Genomic DNA, 21,803 nt, shown 5'->3' with positions numbered 1-21,803 from the left:
TTTTATTAAGGTTATTCCATGTCCCCGTTCAAAGATCTCTGCGAGAGTTCCCCTAACGACAGCCTGTTCGACCTGCCGCCCCTGGCGATGGACGGACCCGGTTTGGCGCGGGATTTTCAACACTATTACGCGCACAATTTCGGCCGTGATCGCGATTGTCGCTCCAGCTACTACCCCTACAAGGCACTGGCCATTGCCCTACGCGACCGGCTGATGGAGCGCTGGAAAAGCACCCGCGCCGCGCAGGATGCCGCCAATTGCAAGCGCACCCATTATCTGTCACTCGAGTTCCTGATGGGCCGCACCACGAGCAACGCCCTGATGAACCTGGGTCTCACTGAAGGGGCCGCAAAAAACCTGCACGACATGGGCCTGATGCTGGAGGAAATTGAAGCCGCCGAAATGGATGCCGGGCTGGGCAACGGTGGTCTGGGTCGACTCGCTGCCTGCTTTCTCGATAGCTGCGCCACCCTGCAACTGCCAGTCAAAGGCTATGGGCTGCGCTACGAATACGGCATGTTCCGCCAGCTGATCGAAAACGGCCATCAGGTCGAGGAACCCGATCATTGGTTGCGCGATGGCGTGCCCTGGGAGCTGGAACGTCCGGAATACACCCAGCGCATTAAGTTTGGTGGTCGCACCGAAGAATACCTTGACGATCACGGGCGTCTACACAAACGCTGGGTCGATACAAACAACGTACTGGCTGTGCCTTACGACATTCCCATTCCCGGCTACCTCAACGACACCGTCAATACGCTGCGACTCTGGTCGGCCGCCGCCACCGATGAGTTTGACCTGGGCGAATTCAACGCCGGCAGCTATCCGGAATCGGTCGCGGCCAAGAACGACGCCGAGCACATCACCATGGTGCTCTACCCCAACGATTCCAACGAGTGCGGCAAGGAACTGCGCCTGCGCCAGCAGTATTTCCTCGCCAGCGCCAGCATCAAGGACGTGATGCGCGACTGGATTCGCCTGCACGGCAAGGACTTTACCCACTTTGCCGAGAAAAACTGCTTCCAGCTCAACGACACCCATCCAGCCATCTCTGTCCCCGAGCTCATGCGCCAGCTGATGGACGAGCATCACATGGAGTGGGCAGAGGCCTGGGCCATTACCAGCCAGACCATGGCCTACACCAACCACACCCTGCTGCCCGAGGCGCTGGAGCGCTGGCCGGTGCGGCTGTTTGCACAACTGGTACCGCGGCTGCTGGAAGTTATCTACGAAATCAACGCGCGCTTTCTGTCCGAGGTCGCCGGGCGCTGGCCGGGCGACATGGATCGCCAGCGGCGCATGTCGCTGATCGAAGAGAGCGATGATCCCCAGGTGCGCATGGCCTTTCTGGCCATTGTCGGCAGCTTCTCGGTCAATGGCGTGGCGGCGCTGCATTCGGAGTTGCTGATTCACGGCCTGTTCCGCGATTTTTACGAACTCTGGCCGGACAAGTTCAACAACAAGACAAATGGTGTCACCCCACGCCGCTGGCTGGCCATGTGCAATCCAGGCCTGCGCGAGCTACTGAACGACACCATCGGCGAGGACTGGGTCAACGACCTGTCCCTGCTCGGGCGCATGGCGCCCTCGGCCGAGGATGCCGCCATGCGCGAGCGCTGGGACAAGATCAAACAGGCAAACAAGAAGCGAGTGGCCACCATGGTGACGGCCGCCTGCAATGTCGACTTCCCAACCGACTTCCTGTTTGACGTGCAGGTCAAGCGCATCCATGAGTACAAACGCCAGCTGCTCAACGTCCTGCATCTGATCTATCTTTATGCGCGCATCAAGCGTGGCGAGGACATTGGCACTCCGCGCTGCGCTTTGATCGGCGGCAAGGCAGCGCCTGGCTATGAGATGGCCAAGCGCATTATCAAGCTCATCAACAACGTCGCCTCGGTGGTGAATGCCGACCCCAAGGTCAATCAGCAACTGCGCATTGCTTTCATTCCGGACTATCGCGTCTCTGTGATGGAAGTGCTGGCACCTGGCACCGACTTGTCCGAGCAAATCTCGACTGCGGGCAAGGAAGCCTCCGGCACCGGCAACATGAAGTTCATGATGAACGGCGCGCTGACCATCGGCACCCTGGACGGCGCCAATATCGAGATTCGCGAGAAAGTTGGCGATGAGAACTTCTTCCTGTTCGGCCTGACCGCTAAGGAAGTCGAGCAAACCCGAGGCAACTACGACCCCAATGGCATCATCGAGCGCACTCCGGCGCTGGCCGAGACCATGGCGCTGCTGGAATCCGGGCATTTTTGCCAGTTCGAGCAAGGCATTTTTGACCCCATCATCCACAGCATTCGCGATCCCTTTGATCCCTGGCTGACGGCGGCCGACTTCGACAGCTACCGCCTGACCCAAGAGCAGGTGGCCGAGGCCTATCAAGACCGTGAGCGCTGGTTGCGCATGAGCATTCTCAACACCGCCCACAGCGGCTATTTCTCCTCCGACCGCACCATTGCAGAATACAACCGCGATATCTGGCGGCTAGATCCAGTGCGCCCGCCGGCGCCCGGCAAACATTGACGGAAGGACCCATGAGCAAGACCCAGCAACCAACCCCTGCGGGCAACGAACCGGCACCGCACGAACTCGACCCCGAACGCATCATTGATGTGCAGTTCGAGCGCGCCTGCGCGCACCTGACCGACATCGACCCAGGCCTGATCCAGGTGCTGCGGCGGCCAAGGCGCACCCTCACCGTCAATGTGCCCATTGAGCGCGATGACGGCAGCCTGGCGAATTTCGTTGGCTACCGAGTGTTGCACAACCGCCTGCTTGGTCCTGGCAAGGGCGGCATTCGCTATCACCCGCGCGTGTCCCTGCCTGAAGTCGGCGCCCTGGCCGCGCTCATGACCTGGAAATGCGCCCTGGTGCGGGTGCCCTTCGGCGGAGCTAAGGGTGGGGTGACCTGCGACCCGAAGCACTTGAGCGAGCGCGAACTGCGCCACATCACTCGGCGCTTTATCTCGGAACTTGGCGACAATATCGGACCTTATACCGACATCCCAGCGCCGGATCTCTACACCAGCTCCCAGACCATGGCCTGGATTCTGGACACCTTCGACGCCATGCACCCGGGCAAAAACAATCTGCCGGTGGTCACTGGCAAGCCGCTGGAGCTCGGCGGCTCCGAGGGGCGGGACGAGGCCACAGGACGCGGCTGCGTCTACAGCGCCGAGCGGCTGGTCTCCTTGGGTGCGGTCCCTGGCTTGAGCGAGCTTGATGGCGCGAGCGTTGTGATTCAGGGCTATGGCGAGGTCGGCCGGGTTGCCGCGCAGCTGCTGCACGAACTTGGTGCGCGCATCATCGCCGTCAGCGACTCGCGCGGAGCCGTTCTCGACCCGGAGGGACTGGATCTCTCCGCCCTCGCCCGTCACAAGGCCGCCACCGGCAGCGTGCTTGGCTTTGACGAGAGCCGCAGCATCACCGCCGCAGAACTCCTGGCACTGGAGTGCGATCTGCTGATTCCGGCCGCGCTCGGCGGGCAGATTCATTCCGGCAACGCAGGGCAGGTCAAGGCCCGGCTGATCGTGGAAGGCGCCAACCGGCCCATCACGCCGGAGGCCGATGACATCCTGACCGACAAGGGCATTCTGGTGCTGCCGGACATTCTCGCCAATGCCGGTGGTGTCACCGTGAGCTACTACGAGTGGGTGCAGAACATCGAGCACCACACCTGGCCGCTGGAGGAAATCAACAGCAAGCTGCGGGTGCGCATGAACGATGCCACCGACCGGGTGGCAGCGCGCTGGCGTCAATTCACCCCGCCTGCGGATGAAACGGCGCCCGACTCCCAGCGCCGCGATCTGCGCACCGCCGCGCTGGTGGAATCACTCGAACGCCTGGCCCACGTGCTAAAACAACGCGGCATCTGGCCCTGATGCCTTGGGGCTGCCAAGCCCCATTTGCCGTGCGCTGGGCACGCTGGCGGCCCCGGCTCCATAGTGCTGCCGCACGAAGTCGCCAAATACGCCTATCGCTGGGTACTCTATGTACTCTAACAATTCGTTTAGCATATTATTATCCGCAAAGACGATCAGCTCAGCCCCAGAGCCTGGCAGGCCAATTGCGTTTGTGCGGCAGCAAAATCACAATATCCGACCTACCATCTCGGACTCTAACCTGCTTTAATCTGTCGGACAGGGTCAGCGCTGCGCGGTCAGATCGCTCACGTCTGGACCCCAAGTCACCCAAATTCTCACCATCTCTGAGGAAACAGCGCGATGCTTGACAGTACCATGATCGAGCTATCGCGGTGGCAGTTCGCCGCCACTGCGATGTATCACTTCCTCTTCGTGCCCCTGACACTCGGACTCTCCTGGATTCTGGTCATCATGGAGAGTGTGTATGTCATGACCGGGCGCGAAATCTACCGCGACATGACCAAGTTCTGGGGCAAGTTGTTCGGCATCAACTTCGCGCTCGGGGTCACCACCGGACTCACCATGGAGTTCCAGTTCGGCACCAACTGGTCTTACTACTCCCACTATGTCGGCGATGTGTTCGGCGCCCCGCTGGCCATCGAGGGCCTGATGGCCTTCTTCCTCGAGTCCACCTTCATCGGGCTATTCTTCCTCGGCTGGGAGCGCCTGTCCAAGCGCCAGCATCTCACCGTCACCTTCCTGACCGCGTTTGGGTCCAACCTCTCAGCACTCTGGATTCTGATCGCCAACGGCTGGATGCAGAATCCGGTCGGGGCCGAGTTCAGCTATGAAACCATGCGCATGGAAATGACCAGCTTCTGGGAACTGCTGATGAACCCGGTCGCCCAGGTCAAGTTCGTGCATACGGTCGCCGCCGGTTATGTGACCGCCTCCATGTTCGTCATGGGCATCTCGGCCTGGTACATGCTGAAAGGGCGCGACCTGGCCTTTGCCAAGCGCTCCTTCTCGGTCGCCGTCGGCTTTGCCCTGGCATCGATCCTGTCGGTCATTCTGCTCGGTGACGAATCCGGCTATGAGGTCGGCGATGTGCAGAAAGTCAAACTTGCTGCGGTGGAGGCCGAATGGGACACCGAAAAGGCACCGGCGGCCTTCACCCTTTACGGTCACCCAAGCAATGAGGACGAGGAAACCCACGACGCCATCAAAATCCCCTGGGCACTCGGGCTGATCGCCACCCGCTCGTTGGATGAGGAAGTCATCGGACTCAAAGATCTAATGCGCGATCACGAAGTACGCATCCGCTCGGGCATGATCGCCTATGACTACCTGCAAAAACTTCGCGGCGACGAGGATACCGAGTCCAATCGCGCGGTGTTCGAGGAGCATGTCGACGACCTCGGCTATGGACTGCTGCTCAAGCGCTACACCGAAAATCCGGCAGAAGCCACGGAGGACCAGATCCAGCTCGCAGCCAAGGATTCCATTCCCGAGGTCGCGCCTTTGTTCTGGAGCTTCCGCGTGATGGTGATGGCCGGCTTCTGGATGCTGTTGCTGATTGTGCTCGGCTTCTACTACAACGCTAAGCGCGTGATCCAACAAAAACGCTGGCTGCTGCGCGCCTTCCTGTGGAGCATTCCGGTGCCCTGGATCGCAGCTGAAACCGGCTGGTTCGTGGCGGAATTCGGCCGACAACCCTGGGCCATCGGTGAAGTACTGCCGACCAGCATCGCGGCCTCGAGCCTGACAGCGAATCAAGTCATGACCAGTCTGACGGCCTTTATCGTCTTCTACACCGCCCTCTTTTTGATCGAGATGTTCCTGATGATCAAGTTCAGCCGTCAGGGCCCGAGTTCACTTCACACCGGGCGCTATCATCACGAACGCGATACCGGTACCGGCGGCGGCGCCGTGCCTGAAGGCGCACCGAGCAAGGAAAACGCAGGAGACTGATGCCATGATCCTCGACTACGAAGTCCTAAAACTCATCTGGTGGGTGCTGGTCGGCGTGCTCTTCATTGGCTTTGCCGTCACCGACGGCATGGACATGGGCGTTGGCACCCTGCTGCCCTTTTTGGGCAAGAATGACCTCGAACGCAGAGTCATCATCAACACCGTCGGCCCGCACTGGGATGGCAATCAGGTGTGGCTGATCACCGCCGGCGGCGCCATCTTCGCCGCCTGGCCGCTGGTCTATGCGGCGGCCTTCAGCGGGTTTTACTTCGCCATGCTGCTAGCCTTGTTTGCCTTGTTCTTCCGGCCGGTCGGCTTCGACTACCGCAGTAAGATCGAAAACAAAGTCTGGCGCAGCGCCTGGGACTGGGGGCTGTTCATCGGCGGCGCCGTGCCAGCGCTGGTGTTCGGCATCGCCTTTGGCAACCTGTTGCAGGGGGTGCCTTTCCATCTCGATGAACTGCTGCGCCCCTACTACACCGGCAGTTTCTTCGGCTTGCTCAATCCCTTCGCGCTGCTAGTGGGTGTGGTCAGCCTGGCCATGCTCACCACGCACGGCGCCATCTGGTTGCAGCTGCGTACCGGAGAACCCGTCGCATCGCGTTCCAAGGCCGTTGTTAAGGGGCTGGGCCTGGTGACCATCGCCACCTTCGCACTGGCCGGCATCTGGCTGGCCATTGCCGGCTATGGTTACTCAGTGGTCGATATGCCCAGTGCCGACGCCATTCCCAATCCGCTCACCAAAGAAGTGATAGCGGACCGTTGGGGTTGGCTCAACGGCTACAAAGACTGGCCGCTGACGTTGCTCTTCCCCATCCTCGGCTTTGCCGGCTTAGGCGGCGCCATCGTCATGTCCATGCGTGATCGCCCCGGCTTGGGGCTGATCCTGAGCGGCCTGGGAATTACCGGCATCATCATGACCGCCGGCGCAGCGATGTTCCCCTTCATCATGCCCTCGAGCACCAACCCCAATAGCAGCCTGATCGCCTGGGACGCGACCTCCAGCCATCTGACACTCACAGTGATGTTTTGGGCCGCGATGATCTTCATCCCCATCATCCTCGCCTACACCACCTGGACCTACGCGAAGATGTGGCGGCGCGTCACCACCGAGGAAATCGAGGCCCAGAAAACCCTGGCCTACTGAGCTGATCAATCCATCACCGGAGGACAAAACATGTGGTATTTCGCCTGGATTCTCGGCGTCCTACTGGCCATCGCGTTCGGCATCATCAATGTCATGTGGTATGAGTCCGAGCAGTTTCTCGGGCCGGCCAATGATCATGAATAGGACGCGCGGAGTCTGCTGATCCGCAGTCAGGGGCGCTGAGCGCCCCTTTTTTTATGCGTCATTTCCGGGTACAAAATGTTGACCGCAAACCGGCTCAGTCGCAATCAGAGTATCCTGTCCGTCACTCAGCGAGGCACAGAGGCCGAGTCTGAGTCCAACTGAAGCTCCGCCAACACCCGCTCCCAAGGGAACGCCGCCCCTGGGTCCTGCTTGCGTTTGATCGCAACGCCATTGCAGACAATGGTTGAATCATCAAGCTCGGCATGAGATTTAATCGCATCCGGCTCCAACTGATGACGCTCAAGCAACCCGAGCAAGAGGTCAACCAAGGTATCGATCTGCGCCGCAGCGAAAGGATCAACGCCATCACCGTCGTTGACCAGCTCAATGCCGATCGAATCCTGATTATGCCCTCGCACGTGCCAGGCGACCTGTGACTCCGGCACCATGCTGACGACCCGGCCATCGCGGCCTATCACATAATGGATGCTAATGCGGCTGCGATTGCGCAGAAAATGCCCCACAATGCCATCCAGCGTGCCACCGCGAAAACTGCGCGAGTCAACGCAGTCAGGCCCGCCGGTGGCATGCAGAACAATCATACGCACCCCATCTGGCCGCGCCTTGCCCGTTACCAGCACCTGGTCGTCCAACGCGAAGACCGGCATGGCAAGGCCCAGAAACAAAACCAACAGCAAAACTCCTTTCATCACTGCACCTCCGCTTAATTGCCAGTATCTACGCCTCGGCTGCGTCACATTTTCGCCGCGCGCTGCTACAATTATGTCGAGTCGCCGACGCTTCAGCAGACCCTGGGCTAAATTTGACTTCACGGCTTATCGGTTCTCGAACTGTGTTATGCCAATCGTGAACTGATTTTCGGTTTCGGTATATCACAGTCCGCGGCCCGAATACTTTCCCACCGAACAATCCCAAGACCGCATCATGATGTTTCGACTGCCAAATCGCGGCCCATGGCTGAGAGCCACCTGGCCAGGAACCATCGCGGCCGCCTGCCTTGGCCTCTGTTATCCAGCGCTCTATCATCCAGCGCTCGCAGAGTCCAGACCGGTCATGCATATATCAGACCACCCTGAAGAATCAGCCGCTTGGAGCGCTTGGCAGGCGCTGGCGCGACGGCATCCTGACGCCGTTGAAGGGCTCCAGCCTCAGGTGGTCGCGCGCGACTGGGTCTTCACATTAATTGCAACTGCTACGACCAGCTCCCCTCAAGCTGGCTGCGAGAAACTGCGCCAGGCAGGTTATCAGTGCTTCCTGAGCCAAGCGGATTTCAGCACCAGCCCGAGCGAATCATCCGACATTCCAGGCACCGAACAAAGGCCGGCGAATGAACAGGAAATCACCCCCTCTGCGGCTGAAAAACCGCCATCCGAATCCCTTGCTAGCGCCAGCAGCCTGAATGACGAAGCTTCCCCTCCACCGGCCGTGAAACCCCCGGGGCTCACAGCGGAACATCAAGCGGAACCCCAGGCAGAGACCCAGGAAGCATTTGAGGCGGCCCCCCAAGAAGAACCTGAAAAAAAACCTCAGGCAGAACCACAAGCTGAACCAACTGTCGAGCCGATTACCGACCCGGTCGATCAACCCATTGCCCAGCCCATCACCCCACCCATCGCCCAGCTGGCGACTGAACAGCCCGGCATGCAGCTCGCGCTCTACCATGACCGGGCCATGGCGGAGCAAGGCTGGCAATTACTCCATGAGCGCTTTCCCGACCTGCTCGGCGATCTGGTACCCGTCTACACCCTGCTTTACAACTATATCGCGCTGCGAGCGGTAACTGCTGACGCGGCCGACCGCGACAGAATCTGCACCAGTCTGCGCCAGCGTGGCGCTGAATGCCTACCAACCGAAGTCGCGTTCTCGGGAAATTTGGCGGCATTACCGACACCGACGCAAAACCATCGACCGGACTCCAGCGACACAGACCCAGCCGCTGATGACTCACCTGAGGTGCCTCAAACCGATGCAGAAGCTGACACCAATGCTTTAGAACATGGCGCCGAGGACAATGGCACTGGAGCAGATGGCGTCAATGAAAATCGCGATGAAAATGCCGAGGCTTCCAAGGACAAGAACCTTGACAACAACCTCGCACCACCGGAGACCGAGTCACAAAGCGCGCCATCCCAGCCACCACCGCCAGAGCCGCCGCCTCCGCAGCCACCAGAGCGCTTTGGACAGGGTGGTGCCACGCTCGATTACCCAGCATCACCCTTGGGGCCAGACTCCATCGTCATTTCCATCCCCGACCGCAAGCTGCTGTATCACGCCAAGGACGGTGCCATTTATGTCTGGCCGGTTGCGGTCGGGCGACACTGGTCGTATCACATTTTCGGCGATACCGAGATCACCGTGAAACGCCCTAATCCAACCTGGACACCCCCGCCAGACATGCGCAAGCGCAACCCGCGATTACCCAGCCGCATGGGCCCCGGCCCGCGCAATCCGCTCGGCGCTTATGCGCTGAATCTTGGCTTTCCCTATATCCGCATCCATGGCACCGACAAGCCCCATAGTGTTGGTCGGGCGGCATCTTCAGGCTGCTATCGCATGCATGCCGATGCGATCAAGTTTCTGTTCCAGTCGGTCTCCGTTGGCACGCCCGTGCGAGTCACGGCCGAGCCGCTGGCAGCCCTGATGTCAAGGACCGCAGCACGCTAGCCCCCTGGCTGACTGAGTCTGCACTTCAGATGACCAGCCTTTGCGCCGCAATGGATGGCGCCATGCGCCCAAACATCCGCCAGCCCCAATCCGGTATGATGCCGACTTGCAGTCCCAGCGCCCCCGCGCTTCTCGCCTGCGCCAGACCCGGCCAGTGCTGGCGCTCCGTCTTGCCGACCTCCCACTGAAACAATGCTTGCTTTAACTCCCTTCATCGACCTGTTCCGCGCCGCCGGCTGGCTGATGTTGCCAATTTCCCTATGCTCAGTCGCGACCTTGGCGATTGTGCTGGAGCGCTTTTGGGCGCTGCGGTCGCGGGCGATCATGCCGGGCGATCTGGTCGAGCACATCTGGCAGCTGCACCGCAATGGTGAACTCACAGATGCACGCATTGCCGAGCTGCGCTCGGGCTCGGCGCTCGGGCGCATGCTTGCCGCAGGCCTGGTAAACCGCGCGCATTCGCGCGAAATCATGAAAGAAAGCATCCAGGACACCGGCCGTCAGGTCGTCGCAGAGATGGAGCGCTATCTCGACATGCTTGGCACCATCGCATCGGTCGCTCCCCTGCTCGGGTTGCTGGGCACCGTCATCGGCATGATTGATGTCTTCGCCGTCATCATGCAGGCAGGCGTGGGCGATCCAACGGTGTTGGCCGGCGGTATTTCCAAAGCCCTGCTGACCACGGCAGCCGGTCTGTCGGTTGCCATTCCGGCACTGCTGTTCCACCGCTATTTCAACAGCCGCGTGGCGCACCTGGCGATTGGCATGGAAGAACAATCCCTGCGTCTGGTGGAGGTCATCAAGGGCGAACGCGAACCTGACGAAACAGGCACCCCGACATGAATCTGCGACCGCATCCGCCGCAGCCCGCCGACCTTAACTTGACACCTTTGGTCGACGTGGTGTTTCTGCTGCTATTGTTTTTCATGATCTCAACCACGTTCGAGCAGCAACGCGAGTTACCCATCGCCCTGCCGGAGGCTAAGGGGCAACCCGCACAAAAGACTGATCGCAAGCCACTGGCAATCGGCATCGACCGCAACAGCCACTATGTTGTCGACGGCCAGCCTCTTGATCCGGGTTCCGCTGAGCAAACGCGGGAAAGGCTGATCATCGCACTGCGCCACGCCAGCGCGTCATCCAAGAACCGCTCGCTACTGATCGAGGCCGATGCCCAAACGCCGCATCAGGCCGTGATGCGAGTGCTCGATGCGGCCCAAGAGGTCGGACTCACCCAGCTTGCCTTTGCCGCCACGCACATGCCGGACGCGGAGAACAGGGATACGCCGTCAGCACCGGCCATGCCCGATCCCGCTGAAACAACGCCAGCCCAGGCTGACTCGCCCCCTCTACCACCGCAATGAGCCAGACCGAACTTAACACCAGCGCGCGGGTCATCTACGCGCGCCTGCTTGGCTATGCCAGGCCTTACTGGGGCATGTTCACCCTGTCCATCGCCGGCATGCTGGCGTTTGCCGTTACCGAACCCATGTTCGCCGCCATGATCAAGCCGTTGCTCGACGGCAGCTTTGTCGAGCGCGATCCAAACACCGTGCGGCTGATGCCCTTTTTATTGGTGGGGCTCTTCGTCGTGCGCGGCATTGCCGGTTTCACCAACACCTATTGCCTGAAATGGGTTGGCCGGCGCGTGGTGACCGATCTGCGCCAGCAGATGTTCGATCACCTGCTACGCTCGCCAACCCGCTATTTTGACACCCATGGCTCGGGGCAGATTCTTGCCAAGCTGACCTACAACGTCGACAACGTCGCCAACGCCAGCACCTCGGCTGTGACCACAGTTGTGCGCGATGGCTTTACTGCGCTGGCGCTGCTGGCCTATATGCTGTACCTCGATGCCAAGCTCGCGGCCATTTTTTTGTTCATCGGCCCGACCACGGCCTTTGCCATCAAATACGCCACCAAAAAGTTCCGCCGCTACAGCAAGCGCATTCAGGAGCGGGTCGGCGCCCTGACCCATGTCGCGCAGGAAGCCATCGACGCCCACCGGGTGATCAAGGCCTTTGGCGGGCAGGACTACGAGCGCAATCAATTCCAGCGGATGAACGAAAAAACCCGCGCCCTACAGATGAAAATGGTCGCCACCGAAGCCGTGAGTGTGCCTCTAGTGCAGCTCATCTCGGCCGTGGCCATCGGGATTGTGGTTTATTTATCCACTATGCAGGGCCTGCGCGACAACATTAGTGTCGGCAGCTTCATGTCTTTTGTGGTGGCCATGGGCCTGCTGCTGCCACCAGTCAAACGCCTGACTTCGGTCAACTCCCATCTCCAGCGCGGCATCATTGCAGCCGAGAGCCTGTTCGAACTGCTCGATACCGCCCCCGAGCCGGACAGGGGCACCCGCACCCTGACGCGCGCGCAGGGACGCATTGACTACGTCAACATCAGCCACAGCTACGACGAAGACAATGGCCTGGTCATCGAGGGCCTGAACCTGTCCTTTGCCGCCGGCGAAAGCCTGGCGCTGGTCGGTCGCTCCGGCAGCGGCAAATCAACGCTCGCGAACCTGCTCGCGCGTTTCTATGAGCCATGCGCCGGTCAGATTCTAATCGACGGCATCGACATCCGCGAACTGCGCCTGGCCAGCCTGCGCGCACAGATTTCGCTCGTCACCCAGGACGTGGTGCTATTCAACGACACCATCGCCAACAACATTGCCTACGGGCGCATTGGCCAGGTCTCCCCCGATGACATCGAGCGTGCTGCCGCAGGCGCCCATGCACTCGATTTCATCCGCGCCCTGCCCCAGGGTTTCGACACCCTGATCGGCGATCGCGGCGTGCTGCTCTCCGGCGGTCAGCGCCAGCGCCTGGCCATTGCCCGCGCCATGCTGAAGGATGCGCCCATTTTGATTCTCGACGAGGCCACCTCGGCCCTGGATACCGAAGCCGAGCGCCACATCCAGGCCGCGCTGCACGCGCTGATGCGCGAGCGCACAACACTTGTCATCGCCCATCGACTTTCAACCATCGAGCAGGTTGATCGCGTGGTGGTCCTTGAGCAAGGACGCATCCTGGAACAGGGCCCGCACGCGGAACTCATCGCCCGCGACGGCCACTTTGCCCGCCTGCGGCGCTTGCAATTCAACCAATCGTCTCACCCATGACTGCGCCGCCAAAGATGTTATTGATCGCCTGGCGGGGCGACATTCTCACGCTTTTGAGCCTGTTGCTGTTGATCCATGCAAGTGCGGCTTAACCAGCTCTCGACACAACTCCAGGCCCTCTGGTATGGCCCGGCACATCCGTTCGTCCGGCTGCTGGCACCGCTTGGCTGGCTTTACTGCGGCATCGCCGCAGCGCGCGCCGCCCTGTGGCGCTGGCGCTGGCGCCAGCCACCGGAGGCAGAACAACGCATCCCGGCACCGGTCATCGTGGTCGGCAATCTCACCGTGGGGGGCACCGGCAAGACACCGCTGGTTCTGTGGCTCGCCCAGCATCTGCGCGAGCGCGGCTGGCGCCCAGGCATTCTCACCCGTGGCTATCGCGGACAAAGCCAGGGTGAGCCCCGGCAAGTGCCAGCCGATGGCGATCCGCGCGACCATGGCGACGAGCCCGTCCTGCTCGCCGCGCGCTCGGGCTGCCCGGTGATGGCGGGAGCCGATCGGGTCGCCGCAGCCCAGCGCCTGGTCAGCGAATGCGGCTGCAACCTGCTGCTGGCCGATGACGGCTTGCAGCATTACCGCCTTAGACGCAACCTGGAGATCCTGCTGGTCGACGGCCGGCGTGGCTTCGGCAACCGCCGCTGCCTGCCAGCGGGTCCCTTGCGCGAGCCTTTCACGCGCGCCCGCCGTGCCGATATCCTGCTGACCAACGGCGGTGCCGAGGATGGTCAACCGCGCATGGAGTTGCGCCCGCAGCGTGCGCTTAACCTCGCCGACTCAAGACAGACACGGGCGTTGGCTCAGTTCATCGGCTCGCCGGTTGCGGCGGTAGCCGGCATCGGGCATCCGGAACAGTTCTTCGCGCTGCTTGAGCGCCAAGGACTGCGCATTACCCGCCTGCCCTACCCCGACCATCATGGCTTCACCCGCGAAGACTGTCTTCAGTGGCCCCAAGGCCCCGTGCTGATGACCGAAAAAGATGCCGTCAAGTGCCGCGCCTTCGCCGAGCGCCGGCACTGGTATCTGCCGGTGACAGCTGTGCCCAATGCCGCTTTCATCAACGCGCTTGAACAACATATTCGCCTCCTCGAAGCCGCCCGCGCGCCATCGTCAACCAAAGCCATGGAGCCACCCGGTTGAACTCAATGACCGACGTCACCAAGCCCCAATCGCCCTTCAAGGTGGTCATTCCCGCTCGCCATGGCGCCTCGCGCCTGCCCGGCAAGCCGCTGGTGGATATTGGCGGCAAGCCGCTCATTGCCCATGTCTGGGAGCGTGCCCGCAAAAGCCTGGCCGCAGAGATACTGGTCGCAACCGACGATGCACGCATCGAACACGTCTGCCGGGGATTTGGCGCAGAGACCCTGATGACCTCCACGCACCACCCGAGCGGCTCTGATCGAATCGGCGAGGCAATGCGGCTGCGCGCTTGGGAAGCCGACACCATCATCGTGAACCTGCAAGGGGACGAACCCTGCGTCCCAGCCGCCCTGATCAATCAGGTCGCCGCCACGCTCGAACAGCATCCAGAACTCGGTATGGCAACCCTGTCCGCGCCCATCAACGCGGCCCAGGCACTGAGCGATCCGCACATCGTGAAAGTGGTGACTGACGCCGAAGGCAGAGCGCTCTACTTCTCGCGCGCTCCCATTCCCTGGCATCGCGACGCCTTTCTTGGTGATCGCGCACAGCTCCCCTCTGGCTTGACACTTCAGCGCCACATCGGGCTGTACGCCTATCGGGTCGGCTTTCTCGCCCGTTTTCTTGCCTGGCCGCCCGCGCCTCTGGAACAGGTCGAGGCGCTCGAGCAATTGCGCGTGCTCTGGCATGGCGAGCGTATTCAGGTCGAAGAGGCATGCGCGCCCCTAGGCCCGGGTGTCGATACCCGCGAAGACATTCCCGCGGTACTCGAATGGCTTGGACTCGCGGCCTAAGGCTCACGCTCCCGGCCGCCTCGGTGGATGGAAGCTGCTGCCCCCCCAAAAAAAAAATGCCCCGAGCTAACGCCCGGGGCAATTCACCACTGAGGAGGTTGGAAAACGGAACTCGACAAAAGAAAAAGCTCGTCCGTCTGCAATTTTTTATAAGCGAAACGCGTGCCAAATCTTGCTCATGCGGCTGGTGACGCCATTGGCCTAGCCAAACGCGCAATCTCTTGCGCTCCATCAGCCAAATGGTGGTTTTCGCCCTTTCAAATCGCCGCACTCCGCACAATTATCATGGCAAAAAATTCCGATCACTCTTGACGCAACCGCAGCAGCGCACGCCGCCGCACCGTCATCGCGCAAAACCCACCAGGCGCTGCAAGACGGTGCATCCTTGCCGCCATCGCGCGGATTCATGTTTCGGGGCGGTGAAGCTCGAACCGCGCCAAGCGCGCTAGAATGGCCCTCGGCATGCTCATTGAGGTCGGCCCATGCAACGCAAATCCTTACCCATCGGCATCCAGACCTTTCGCGAGATCCGCGAGGGCGGGCATTACTACGTCGACAAGACCCCCTTTGCGCTGCGATTGATTGAGCAGGGCAAGTACTATTTTCTCTCCCGCCCGCGCCGCTTCGGCAAATCGCTGTTCCTCGATACCCTGGCGGAGTTGTTCAGCGCCAACGCACCGCTGTTTGAAGGGCTGCACGCACAGACCCACTGGGACTGGGCGCGGCCTTATCCGGTGGTGCGCCTGAGCTTTGCCGAAGGAGTGATGGCCTCGCGGGCACAGTTGGATCGGCGCATCAAAGATCTGCTGCGCATCAATTGCCAAGCGCTGGGCGTGGAGATTCATCCCGGCCTGGATATTGCCGGAAGCTTCGGCGATCTGCTGCGCAACGTCCATGCGCACACCGGAGAGCGCGTGGTGGTGCTGGTGGATGAGTACGACAAACCCATTCTGGACAATCTGACCGATACGGACACTGCCCGCCAGCTGCGCGACGGCCTGCGCAATCTCTATTCCGTCATCAAAGGTGCCGATGCGCATATTCGCTTTGCCTTTCTAACCGGCGTGAGCAAGTTCAGCAAGGTGAGCCTGTTTTCGGGACTGAACAACCTACGTGACATCACCGTCTCGGCCGAGTATTCGGCAATCTGCGGCTATACCGAGGCCGATCTCGACACCGTCTTCGCTCCAGAACTCGACGGCCTTAACCGCAAGGAGATCCGCGCTTGGTACAACGGCTACAACTGGACCGGCGTAGCGGTCTACAATCCCTTCGATCTGCTACTGCTGTTCCAGGAGCGCCAGTTCCGTCCCTGGTGGTTCGAGACTGCGACGCCGACGTTTTTGATTGATCTGTTGACCCAACGCCAAACCTGGCTACCGGAACTCGGTCAATTGGAAACCGATGCCGCGCTGCTGTCTTGCTTCGACGCGGAACGCATGACCAGCGAGGCGTTGCTGTTTCAGAGCGGTTATCTGACCATTGATGTTGAGGAGAACATCGGTGGCAATTACTTCTACCGGTTGCGTTATCCGAATCGCGAGGTCTCTCAGAGCCTCACCGGGGCGCTGTTGGATGCCTGGACCCCGGCCGGGGCGGTGGAGGTGCGCCAACGCAAGTCGCTGTATCGGCTGTTGCAGCAAAACGACTTCGCCGGCCTGGAGGCGCTGTTCACCGCCTTCTTTGCCAGCATCCCGCACGATTGGTACCGCAACAATCCCATTGCCCAGTACGAGGGCTACTACGCCAGCGTGTTTTACGCCTACTTCGCATCTCTGGGACTGGACCTGACGCCAGAAGACAGCAGCAATGCCGGGCGGCTGGATATGGCGCTGCGCTTTAACGGCAACCTCTACCTGTTTGAGTTCAAGGTCGTCGAGCTGGCGCCGGAGGGCCGCGCCCTGCAACAGATCAAGGACCAAGGCTATGCTGACCAGTACCGCGCCGAGGGCCTGCCGATCCATCTCATCGGCGTGGAGTTTAGCCGTGAGCAGCGCACGGTGGTGGGCTTTGAGGTGGAGTCGACATTGTGACCGACACTGACCGAACGAGACCGCCCCGATAAACCGCAGGCCATGTGCGACATTCCTATTCTACTTGCGTCGTTAACCGATCATTCTTATCAGTGTGGGCGTTGAGCTTGACGATGTCGCGGGTTGCATCCTGCCAACTTCAAAGCGCGGATGGGGAGCGCTCGCTGTCGCTTTCGGGTCGACCGCTTTTCCAGGTGCGCAGCCACTGTTCGACCTCGGTCTGAAGGCAGGCGGTCTCTTCTCGGTTCAGTCCGCCAGGGCGAAAGCGGGCGCGATCATTCAGCGCCAAGAGGACATCGACATCCGGCACTCCATGCGCACGACGGCCAGTTCGCTGGCAGCGCAGCAGCCACTGGCGGTCAGTCTCACCCGGGCGGCGCGGCCAGCCGGCGCGGGTCAGCACTTCCGAAATGGGCGCAAGCGGACTGTCTAGCGATGCCGCGCCTTCTCCTTTGCGCCGCTCGCGGCCAGCTCTCCAGCGCTCACCAAGTCGCAGCCGGTAGGCAAGCAGCGCAAAGAGCAGCGCGAGAACGCCCCACAGCCAGGGTGGCGTGCTCTGCCCAGGTTCCAACCGACTGAGGTTGAACTGGTACCACAGCCGCGACCACAGATCCGCGACCGGCTGCCAGAAAGGGCGATCATCAGCTTCCAGCTCCGCCCAGAGCGCCGGGGTCGTGTCCAGGTTGTGCCAACGCCCAGCATCCCAATAGAGCGCCCAGGCATGGGCGTGGCTGCGGCGCACGCGATACTTGCCCGGCGATCCATCTGGCTCCTGCACCGAATAGCCCACCGCATAGCGCGCTGGCACGCCGGCCTGACGCAGCAGGAGCACTGTGGCAGAGGCAAAAAACTCGCAGTGTCCGCGCTGGCTTTCCGTCAAGAAGTGCTCAACTGCGCTCTGACCGGGTGTCGATCCCGGCAATTGCAGGCTGTAGCGAAAATGGGTGGCAAAATACTCCCGCACCCGGCGAATTGCGGTCGCGGTGTTCTGATCGCTCAAACCCAGCTCGCCGACCAGAGCCTGCAAGACGGACTGCTCTGGCTTGGGCACGCGCAGATCGCTCTCCTGCGGCGGTCGATCATCTCCAGCCCCCTCAGAATAGTCCGCCCGATAGCGGATCAGCGGCGGCCCGTCACTGGCCTTGACCGCGCCGAGCAATTGTCGCTCCAGGCTCTCGACCGGCAGATCGCTCAGGCGCCAAGTGCCTATGGGCATGGGCAAGAGGTGTCCGCGCCGTTGCAGATAGCTGCCGATTCGCAGGCTCCCGCCGCCCCGGCTCGCCGCGGACGGGACCGAGGACAAGGCCCCGGACGCCCACTGCCAGCCATCCCCGACGCGAGGCACGGCGACGAATTCGCGCTCGTTCGAGAACCAGGTGGTGTTGACGTAGCGATCATAGGCCGCAGTGCGCAACAGCAGGGCCTGGGTCAGGGGCGTCTCGGTGGTGACGCGATAGAGGACGCGATCAGACAACTTCAGCTCGCCGATATCGCCAAGCGCGGTGCGCGCCTGGTAGGGGTCCCGATCACTCCAGAGCAACCCGCTCATCCAGGTGACCGCAAGGTCTTCGATGCGTTGCTGCGCCTGGCTTAATGCCAGCTGCCCGACAAAGGCCAAAGCCCCGGTCAGGACGAGCAGTGCAAGGCCCAACGCCCATTGCCGTCGCCCTGCAGGCCGAGGCTGCCAGGCGCAGACCCAAAGGCAGAGCAGCAGTAGCCCACCCAAATAGCCGTAAGGCGTTTGCGCCTGAGCTCCCACCCCGGCGGCCAGCAAAGCTGACACCAGATAGACGGGTTTGAGGTCCAGCAGCTGATCGGCTTCGGGCGAGCGGCTGCGACGCTGAGACAAGAACAAAGCCCGGTAGCTGATGCCATCTCGCGCACTCAGCACTTGCGCCGACAGCAGGGGGGCAAGCAGCACCGGAGACCAGCGCAAGGCGGAAAAAATGCCGGCTGACAAGGGCGCGCGACTGTATTCAAAGAGCACCAGGACAACCAGCGCCAGACTGGTCAAATCGACCAGGCGCTCGAGCGTCTTGTCCGCGATCTGCCAGCGCCAGGTCGCGCGTTGCGACCACTCGAACCAGACCGCGAGGGCCATCCCCGGAAGCCAGGCGCCGGTCTGCCAGCTCCACAGCAGCAACGGCAGAACGAAAACCAAGGGCGGTTCGCGGTTCATATGCGCGCCAAATCCTCAGCGATGCGCCCGCGATGGATGGGCTGCACCTGCGGCCCCGTCCAGCCGGCGTTCAGCGCCTCGGCCGGCTGAGTGGAGATCGCCAGAACCCGCAGCGGCAGCCCGCTAGCTTGGAGTGCGCTGACCAGATTGCGTCGTGCCTGATCGAAGCCAAGTAACACCAGGACCAGCGCACTGAGCTGACCCATGCGCCTGAGCAGTGCCTGCTCGAGCTGCGCGACCGACCCATGGGGACTGGCTTGAGCACAGGCAAGCACTTCCAAAAACTGCCCAGTGCCGCCTAAACCGCGACCGCCAGTGACGCAGTAGGTCTCGGCGCCGACGAACAGCAGATCGAGCAGACTGTCGGCATCGCCAATGCGATCACACAGGGACGCAGCCACGCTGACGGCGGCCTCAAAATCAGCATCCAGGGCGCTTGCGCTAAAGGTATCCAGCACCAAGGCATGGCGGGTGAAGAATTCATCCTGATACTCCTTCACCTGCGGGCTGCCGCTGCGCGCCCAGCTCGGCCAGTGGATCATGCGCGGCGAATCCCCGGGGCGATATTCACGCAAGCCGATAAACTCCTGGGAGTCTCCCACCGCCGAGGCCAGCGTCCAGCCCCCGGGCTGATACTGGCGCCGTCCGGGAAGCCTGAGTTGCGGCGCCGGGTAGCGCATGGGCAACACCAGCAGGGATTGTTCGCAGGGAATGCTCACCCGCGTCCGCACCAGACCAAGTGGGTCGGGCCGCGTCAGCCAGAGTCCGCGCAGGCGCAGATAGCCGCGCCGCTGGGGGACCAGGCGCAGGCGCACATGGGTGTCTGCGCCATCCATCAACGGGCTGATCGCAATCGGCTCGCCGGGGCTGGCCACGCGATTATGCCGCCGCAACCGCTGCCATCTCGGATACCCCATGATCCGATCGAACCAACCATCGCTCAAATCGCCGCCCTCACGCGGGTCGCGAAACTGCGCGCGGGTCGGCGTCGGATCGGGCAGGCGCTCGGCGAGAAAAAGCCCGCGCGCGCCGCGCCCACCAAGCACCTGCAACCGCACGCGATACTCGAGCGCCATACCCAGACAGGCAGTGCGCGGCAATTCCCGGCTGGCGATAACACGTCCGCGCAGTCGCCAGGAATCGACCAACGCGGCCAAACCCGAGAAAAGCAACAGCGACAACGCCAGCGTAAAAAGCTGGTAGAGCTGATTGAGCCGCGTGTCGAACCCAAAAATTGCTGCGGCAAAACCCATCGCAAGCACCAGACGCCCCAGCGGTGTCAAGCCGTCGCGCTGATAGCGCTGCCAGCTCTCCAGTCGGCGCAGGCCCGGATAGAGTGCCGCCCGCAGCAAACTCCCGCTCATCGGTGCGATGCGCTCAGCGCGGCGGGTCCAGATGCTCGAGCAGATCGCGCACCACTGCCTCGGCGCTCTGGCCGGCAAAACGCGCCTGGCTGTCGAGCCCGAGGCGGTGCGCAATCACCGGTACCGCGAGGCGCTGCACCTGATCAGGCGTAACGAAATCCAGCCCCTCAAGCAACGCCAGCGCCTGAGCGCATTTCATCAGCGTGAGTGACGCACGCAGCCCAGCGCCCAGAGTCACGCCCTCGGCACTCCGGGTCGCGCGGGTCAGATCGACCATGTAACGGGCCACTGCCGGGCTGACCGTCACCTCCGCCGCCGCCGCGCGCAGGGCGAGAATTTCCGCTGGTGTAGCAACCGGCTCGAGACTGTCGAGCGGCTCGCCCAGACGGCGCTCGCTCAGCACGGCGGCTTCCACCTCTGGCGAGAGATAGCCAAGACGAAAGCGCATCGCAAAGCGATCAAGCTGAGCCTCTGGCAGCGGATAGGTGCCGTGGAATTCGATGGGATTCTGGGTCGCAATGACGAAAAACAGCGCGTCAAGCGCCCGCGCACGTCCCTCAATGCTAACCTGGCCCTCGCCCATCGCCTCGAGCAGCGCCGACTGAGTGCGTGGCGAGGCGCGGTTGATCTCATCGGCCAGCAGAATCTGGGTAAAAACAGGACCGGAGCGAAACTCGAAGGTGCGCGCACCAGGATCAAACACCGACACACCCAAGATGTCCGTCGGCAACAAGTCCGGCGTGAACTGAACCCGATTGAAGTCCGCCTTGAGCGAGCGCGCCAGTGCCTTGGCCAGCGTGGTTTTTCCAGTGCCGGGGAGGTCTTCGAGCAGCACATGCCCGCCGCTCAGCAGCGCGACCAGCAGCAGCCGAATGGCCTCGGATTGACCACGGATGACGCGCGCGAGATTGTCTTCCAGTCGTGCCAGAACGGCGTCCGCCGGCGCCGAAGAATGCTCGGGTTTGGGGATACTCATGGCAGGATTGCTCCCATGGATGGTGTTGCCGCCACAGAGCCGCGCCGGTCCTTGCGCGTCATGGTACCCGAATGCCGAGGCCTCAGCATTCGGGCCGGTGGCGCTTGTCTCCTTTCAGTCCAGCAGGATCCGACCCTGATGCAAAGCAGCGACTTCACGCACACAGCTCAAGCCAAGCCCGTTGCTCTTGCGGCTCTCACCCGGGCGCGCCAGGGAGAAAAACCGCTCCAAGACCCTTTCCTGTGCATAGTCCGGTATCCCAGGCCACTGCTTGAGGATGACGATCTCGGACTCGGAGGCGCCCGCCCGCACCCGCCCTGGGTAAAGATCGGCCTCAGTTCCATGCCTGCTCCGCAAGCGCCACCAACAGAAAACAT

The 21,803-nt window shown here is 61.8% G+C and carries 18 protein-coding genes; 12 read left to right on the top strand and 6 right to left on the bottom strand.

What is annotated here, in order from left to right:
- Positions 1-18 precede the first annotated feature (18 nt).
- The 5 genes from Thiofri_RS07190 (at position 19) to cydX (ending at position 7,134) form a co-directional block, all read left to right on the top strand.
- On the top strand, positions 19-2,532 hold the full coding sequence (locus Thiofri_RS07190; protein WP_009151017.1) for a glycogen/starch/alpha-glucan phosphorylase: 2,514 nt from the start codon (positions 19-21) through the stop codon (positions 2,530-2,532).
- A gap of 11 nt (positions 2,533-2,543) precedes the next feature.
- Complete coding sequence (locus Thiofri_RS07185) at positions 2,544-3,890, top strand: Glu/Leu/Phe/Val family dehydrogenase (protein ID WP_009151016.1); 1,347 nt, start codon at positions 2,544-2,546, stop codon at positions 3,888-3,890.
- 342 nt (positions 3,891-4,232) lie between these two features.
- Positions 4,233-5,843: a cytochrome ubiquinol oxidase subunit I gene (locus Thiofri_RS07180; protein ID WP_009151015.1), complete on the top strand. Its 1,611-nt coding sequence runs from the start codon at positions 4,233-4,235 to the stop codon at positions 5,841-5,843.
- A 4-nt stretch (positions 5,844-5,847) separates the two neighbouring features.
- Positions 5,848-6,990, top strand: coding sequence for a cytochrome d ubiquinol oxidase subunit II (gene cydB, locus Thiofri_RS07175; RefSeq protein ID WP_009151014.1), 1,143 nt, complete (start codon positions 5,848-5,850; stop codon positions 6,988-6,990).
- Between the two features lie 30 nt (positions 6,991-7,020).
- A complete protein-coding gene (gene cydX, locus Thiofri_RS07170; RefSeq protein ID WP_009151013.1) occupies positions 7,021-7,134 on the top strand; it encodes a cytochrome bd-I oxidase subunit CydX in 114 nt (37 codons plus the stop codon).
- A gap of 125 nt (positions 7,135-7,259) precedes the next feature.
- Here the strand turns inward: cydX and Thiofri_RS07165 are convergent, their stop codons facing one another.
- Entirely contained in the window at positions 7,260-7,844 is a 585-nt protein-coding gene (locus Thiofri_RS07165; protein ID WP_009151012.1) for an N-acetylmuramoyl-L-alanine amidase, read from the bottom strand.
- Between the two features lie 364 nt (positions 7,845-8,208).
- Between Thiofri_RS07165 and Thiofri_RS07160 the strand changes: the two genes are divergently transcribed.
- Positions 8,209-9,819 carry a L,D-transpeptidase gene (locus tag Thiofri_RS07160; protein WP_009151011.1) on the top strand — a complete coding sequence of 537 codons (1,611 nt, stop codon included), beginning with the start codon at positions 8,209-8,211 and terminating at the stop codon, positions 9,817-9,819.
- A gap of 25 nt (positions 9,820-9,844) precedes the next feature.
- On the opposite strand, the gene Thiofri_RS07155 is transcribed toward Thiofri_RS07160, so the two are convergent.
- Complete coding sequence (locus Thiofri_RS07155) at positions 9,845-10,012, bottom strand: hypothetical protein (RefSeq protein ID WP_190275870.1); 168 nt, start codon at positions 10,010-10,012, stop codon at positions 9,845-9,847.
- On the opposite strand from Thiofri_RS07155, the gene Thiofri_RS07150 reads away from it, so the two are divergent.
- The 6 genes from Thiofri_RS07150 (at position 10,012) to Thiofri_RS07125 (ending at position 16,907) form a co-directional block, all read left to right on the top strand.
- Entirely contained in the window at positions 10,012-10,662 is a 651-nt protein-coding gene (locus tag Thiofri_RS07150; protein WP_009151010.1) for a MotA/TolQ/ExbB proton channel family protein, read from the top strand. The two genes, Thiofri_RS07155 and Thiofri_RS07150, sit on opposite strands and share 1 nt — an antisense overlap.
- Positions 10,659-11,183 (top strand): ExbD/TolR family protein, encoded by a 525-nt coding sequence (locus Thiofri_RS07145; RefSeq protein ID WP_009151009.1) that lies wholly within the window; start codon positions 10,659-10,661, stop codon positions 11,181-11,183. Before Thiofri_RS07150 ends, Thiofri_RS07145 begins: the two co-directional genes overlap by 4 nt.
- Entirely contained in the window at positions 11,180-12,943 is a 1,764-nt protein-coding gene (msbA, locus tag Thiofri_RS07140; RefSeq protein ID WP_009151008.1) for a lipid A export permease/ATP-binding protein MsbA, read from the top strand. The genes Thiofri_RS07145 and msbA overlap by 4 nt, the downstream gene beginning before the upstream one ends.
- A gap of 75 nt (positions 12,944-13,018) precedes the next feature.
- Positions 13,019-14,080 (top strand): tetraacyldisaccharide 4'-kinase, encoded by a 1,062-nt coding sequence (gene lpxK, locus Thiofri_RS07135; RefSeq protein ID WP_009151006.1) that lies wholly within the window; start codon positions 13,019-13,021, stop codon positions 14,078-14,080.
- A gap of 5 nt (positions 14,081-14,085) precedes the next feature.
- On the top strand, positions 14,086-14,874 hold the full coding sequence (kdsB, locus tag Thiofri_RS07130) for a 3-deoxy-manno-octulosonate cytidylyltransferase (RefSeq protein ID WP_009151005.1): 789 nt from the start codon (positions 14,086-14,088) through the stop codon (positions 14,872-14,874).
- A 482-nt stretch (positions 14,875-15,356) separates the two neighbouring features.
- Complete coding sequence (locus Thiofri_RS07125) at positions 15,357-16,907, top strand: ATP-binding protein (protein ID WP_009151004.1); 1,551 nt, start codon at positions 15,357-15,359, stop codon at positions 16,905-16,907.
- 139 nt (positions 16,908-17,046) lie between these two features.
- Here Thiofri_RS07125 and Thiofri_RS07120 read toward each other — a convergent pair whose 3' ends face one another.
- The 4 genes from Thiofri_RS07120 to Thiofri_RS07105 form a co-directional block, all read right to left on the bottom strand.
- Entirely contained in the window at positions 17,047-19,086 is a 2,040-nt protein-coding gene (locus tag Thiofri_RS07120) for a transglutaminase family protein (protein ID WP_009151003.1), read from the bottom strand.
- A complete protein-coding gene (locus Thiofri_RS07115) occupies positions 19,083-20,450 on the bottom strand; it encodes a DUF58 domain-containing protein (RefSeq protein WP_009151002.1) in 1,368 nt (455 codons plus the stop codon). The genes Thiofri_RS07120 and Thiofri_RS07115 overlap by 4 nt, the downstream gene beginning before the upstream one ends.
- A gap of 13 nt (positions 20,451-20,463) precedes the next feature.
- Positions 20,464-21,426, bottom strand: a complete 963-nt coding sequence (locus tag Thiofri_RS07110) for an AAA family ATPase (protein WP_009151001.1) — start codon at positions 21,424-21,426, stop codon at positions 20,464-20,466.
- A gap of 114 nt (positions 21,427-21,540) precedes the next feature.
- Positions 21,541-21,783: an ATP-binding protein gene (locus tag Thiofri_RS07105; protein ID WP_304412355.1), complete on the bottom strand. Its 243-nt coding sequence runs from the start codon at positions 21,781-21,783 to the stop codon at positions 21,541-21,543.
- Between the last annotated feature and the right edge of the window lie 20 nt (positions 21,784-21,803).

It is taken from the genome of Thiorhodovibrio frisius (assembly GCF_033954835.1).
GTDB lineage: Bacteria > Pseudomonadota > Gammaproteobacteria > Chromatiales > Chromatiaceae > Thiorhodovibrio > Thiorhodovibrio frisius.
The sequence above is the reverse complement of the archived record's forward strand: the minus strand, read 5'-3'. Positions and strand labels throughout refer to the sequence as shown.

Excerpts from the sequence above, each read along its gene's own strand:
- Thiofri_RS07120 (WP_009151003.1), bottom strand. The coding sequence starts at position 19,086 with ATGAACCGCGAACCGCCCTTGGTTTTCGTTCTGCCGTTGCTGCTGTGG.
- Thiofri_RS07180 (WP_009151015.1), top strand. The coding sequence starts at position 4,233 with ATGCTTGACAGTACCATGATCGAGCTATCGCGGTGGCAGTTCGCCGCC.
- Thiofri_RS07125 (WP_009151004.1), top strand. The coding sequence starts at position 15,357 with ATGCAACGCAAATCCTTACCCATCGGCATCCAGACCTTTCGCGAGATC.
- Thiofri_RS07150 (WP_009151010.1), top strand. The coding sequence starts at position 10,012 with ATGCTTGCTTTAACTCCCTTCATCGACCTGTTCCGCGCCGCCGGCTGG.
- cydB (WP_009151014.1), top strand. The coding sequence starts at position 5,848 with ATGATCCTCGACTACGAAGTCCTAAAACTCATCTGGTGGGTGCTGGTC.
- msbA (WP_009151008.1), top strand. The coding sequence starts at position 11,180 with ATGAGCCAGACCGAACTTAACACCAGCGCGCGGGTCATCTACGCGCGC.
- Thiofri_RS07185 (WP_009151016.1), top strand. The coding sequence starts at position 2,544 with ATGAGCAAGACCCAGCAACCAACCCCTGCGGGCAACGAACCGGCACCG.
- cydX (WP_009151013.1), top strand. The coding sequence starts at position 7,021 with ATGTGGTATTTCGCCTGGATTCTCGGCGTCCTACTGGCCATCGCGTTC.
- Thiofri_RS07115 (WP_009151002.1), bottom strand. The coding sequence starts at position 20,450 with ATGAGCGGGAGTTTGCTGCGGGCGGCACTCTATCCGGGCCTGCGCCGA.
- Thiofri_RS07145 (WP_009151009.1), top strand. The coding sequence starts at position 10,659 with ATGAATCTGCGACCGCATCCGCCGCAGCCCGCCGACCTTAACTTGACA.
- Thiofri_RS07110 (WP_009151001.1), bottom strand. The coding sequence starts at position 21,426 with ATGAGTATCCCCAAACCCGAGCATTCTTCGGCGCCGGCGGACGCCGTT.
- kdsB (WP_009151005.1), top strand. The coding sequence starts at position 14,086 with ATGACCGACGTCACCAAGCCCCAATCGCCCTTCAAGGTGGTCATTCCC.
- Thiofri_RS07160 (WP_009151011.1), top strand. The coding sequence starts at position 8,209 with ATGCATATATCAGACCACCCTGAAGAATCAGCCGCTTGGAGCGCTTGG.
- lpxK (WP_009151006.1), top strand. The coding sequence starts at position 13,019 with ATGCAAGTGCGGCTTAACCAGCTCTCGACACAACTCCAGGCCCTCTGG.
- Thiofri_RS07165 (WP_009151012.1), bottom strand. The coding sequence starts at position 7,844 with ATGAAAGGAGTTTTGCTGTTGGTTTTGTTTCTGGGCCTTGCCATGCCG.
- Thiofri_RS07190 (WP_009151017.1), top strand. The coding sequence starts at position 19 with ATGTCCCCGTTCAAAGATCTCTGCGAGAGTTCCCCTAACGACAGCCTG.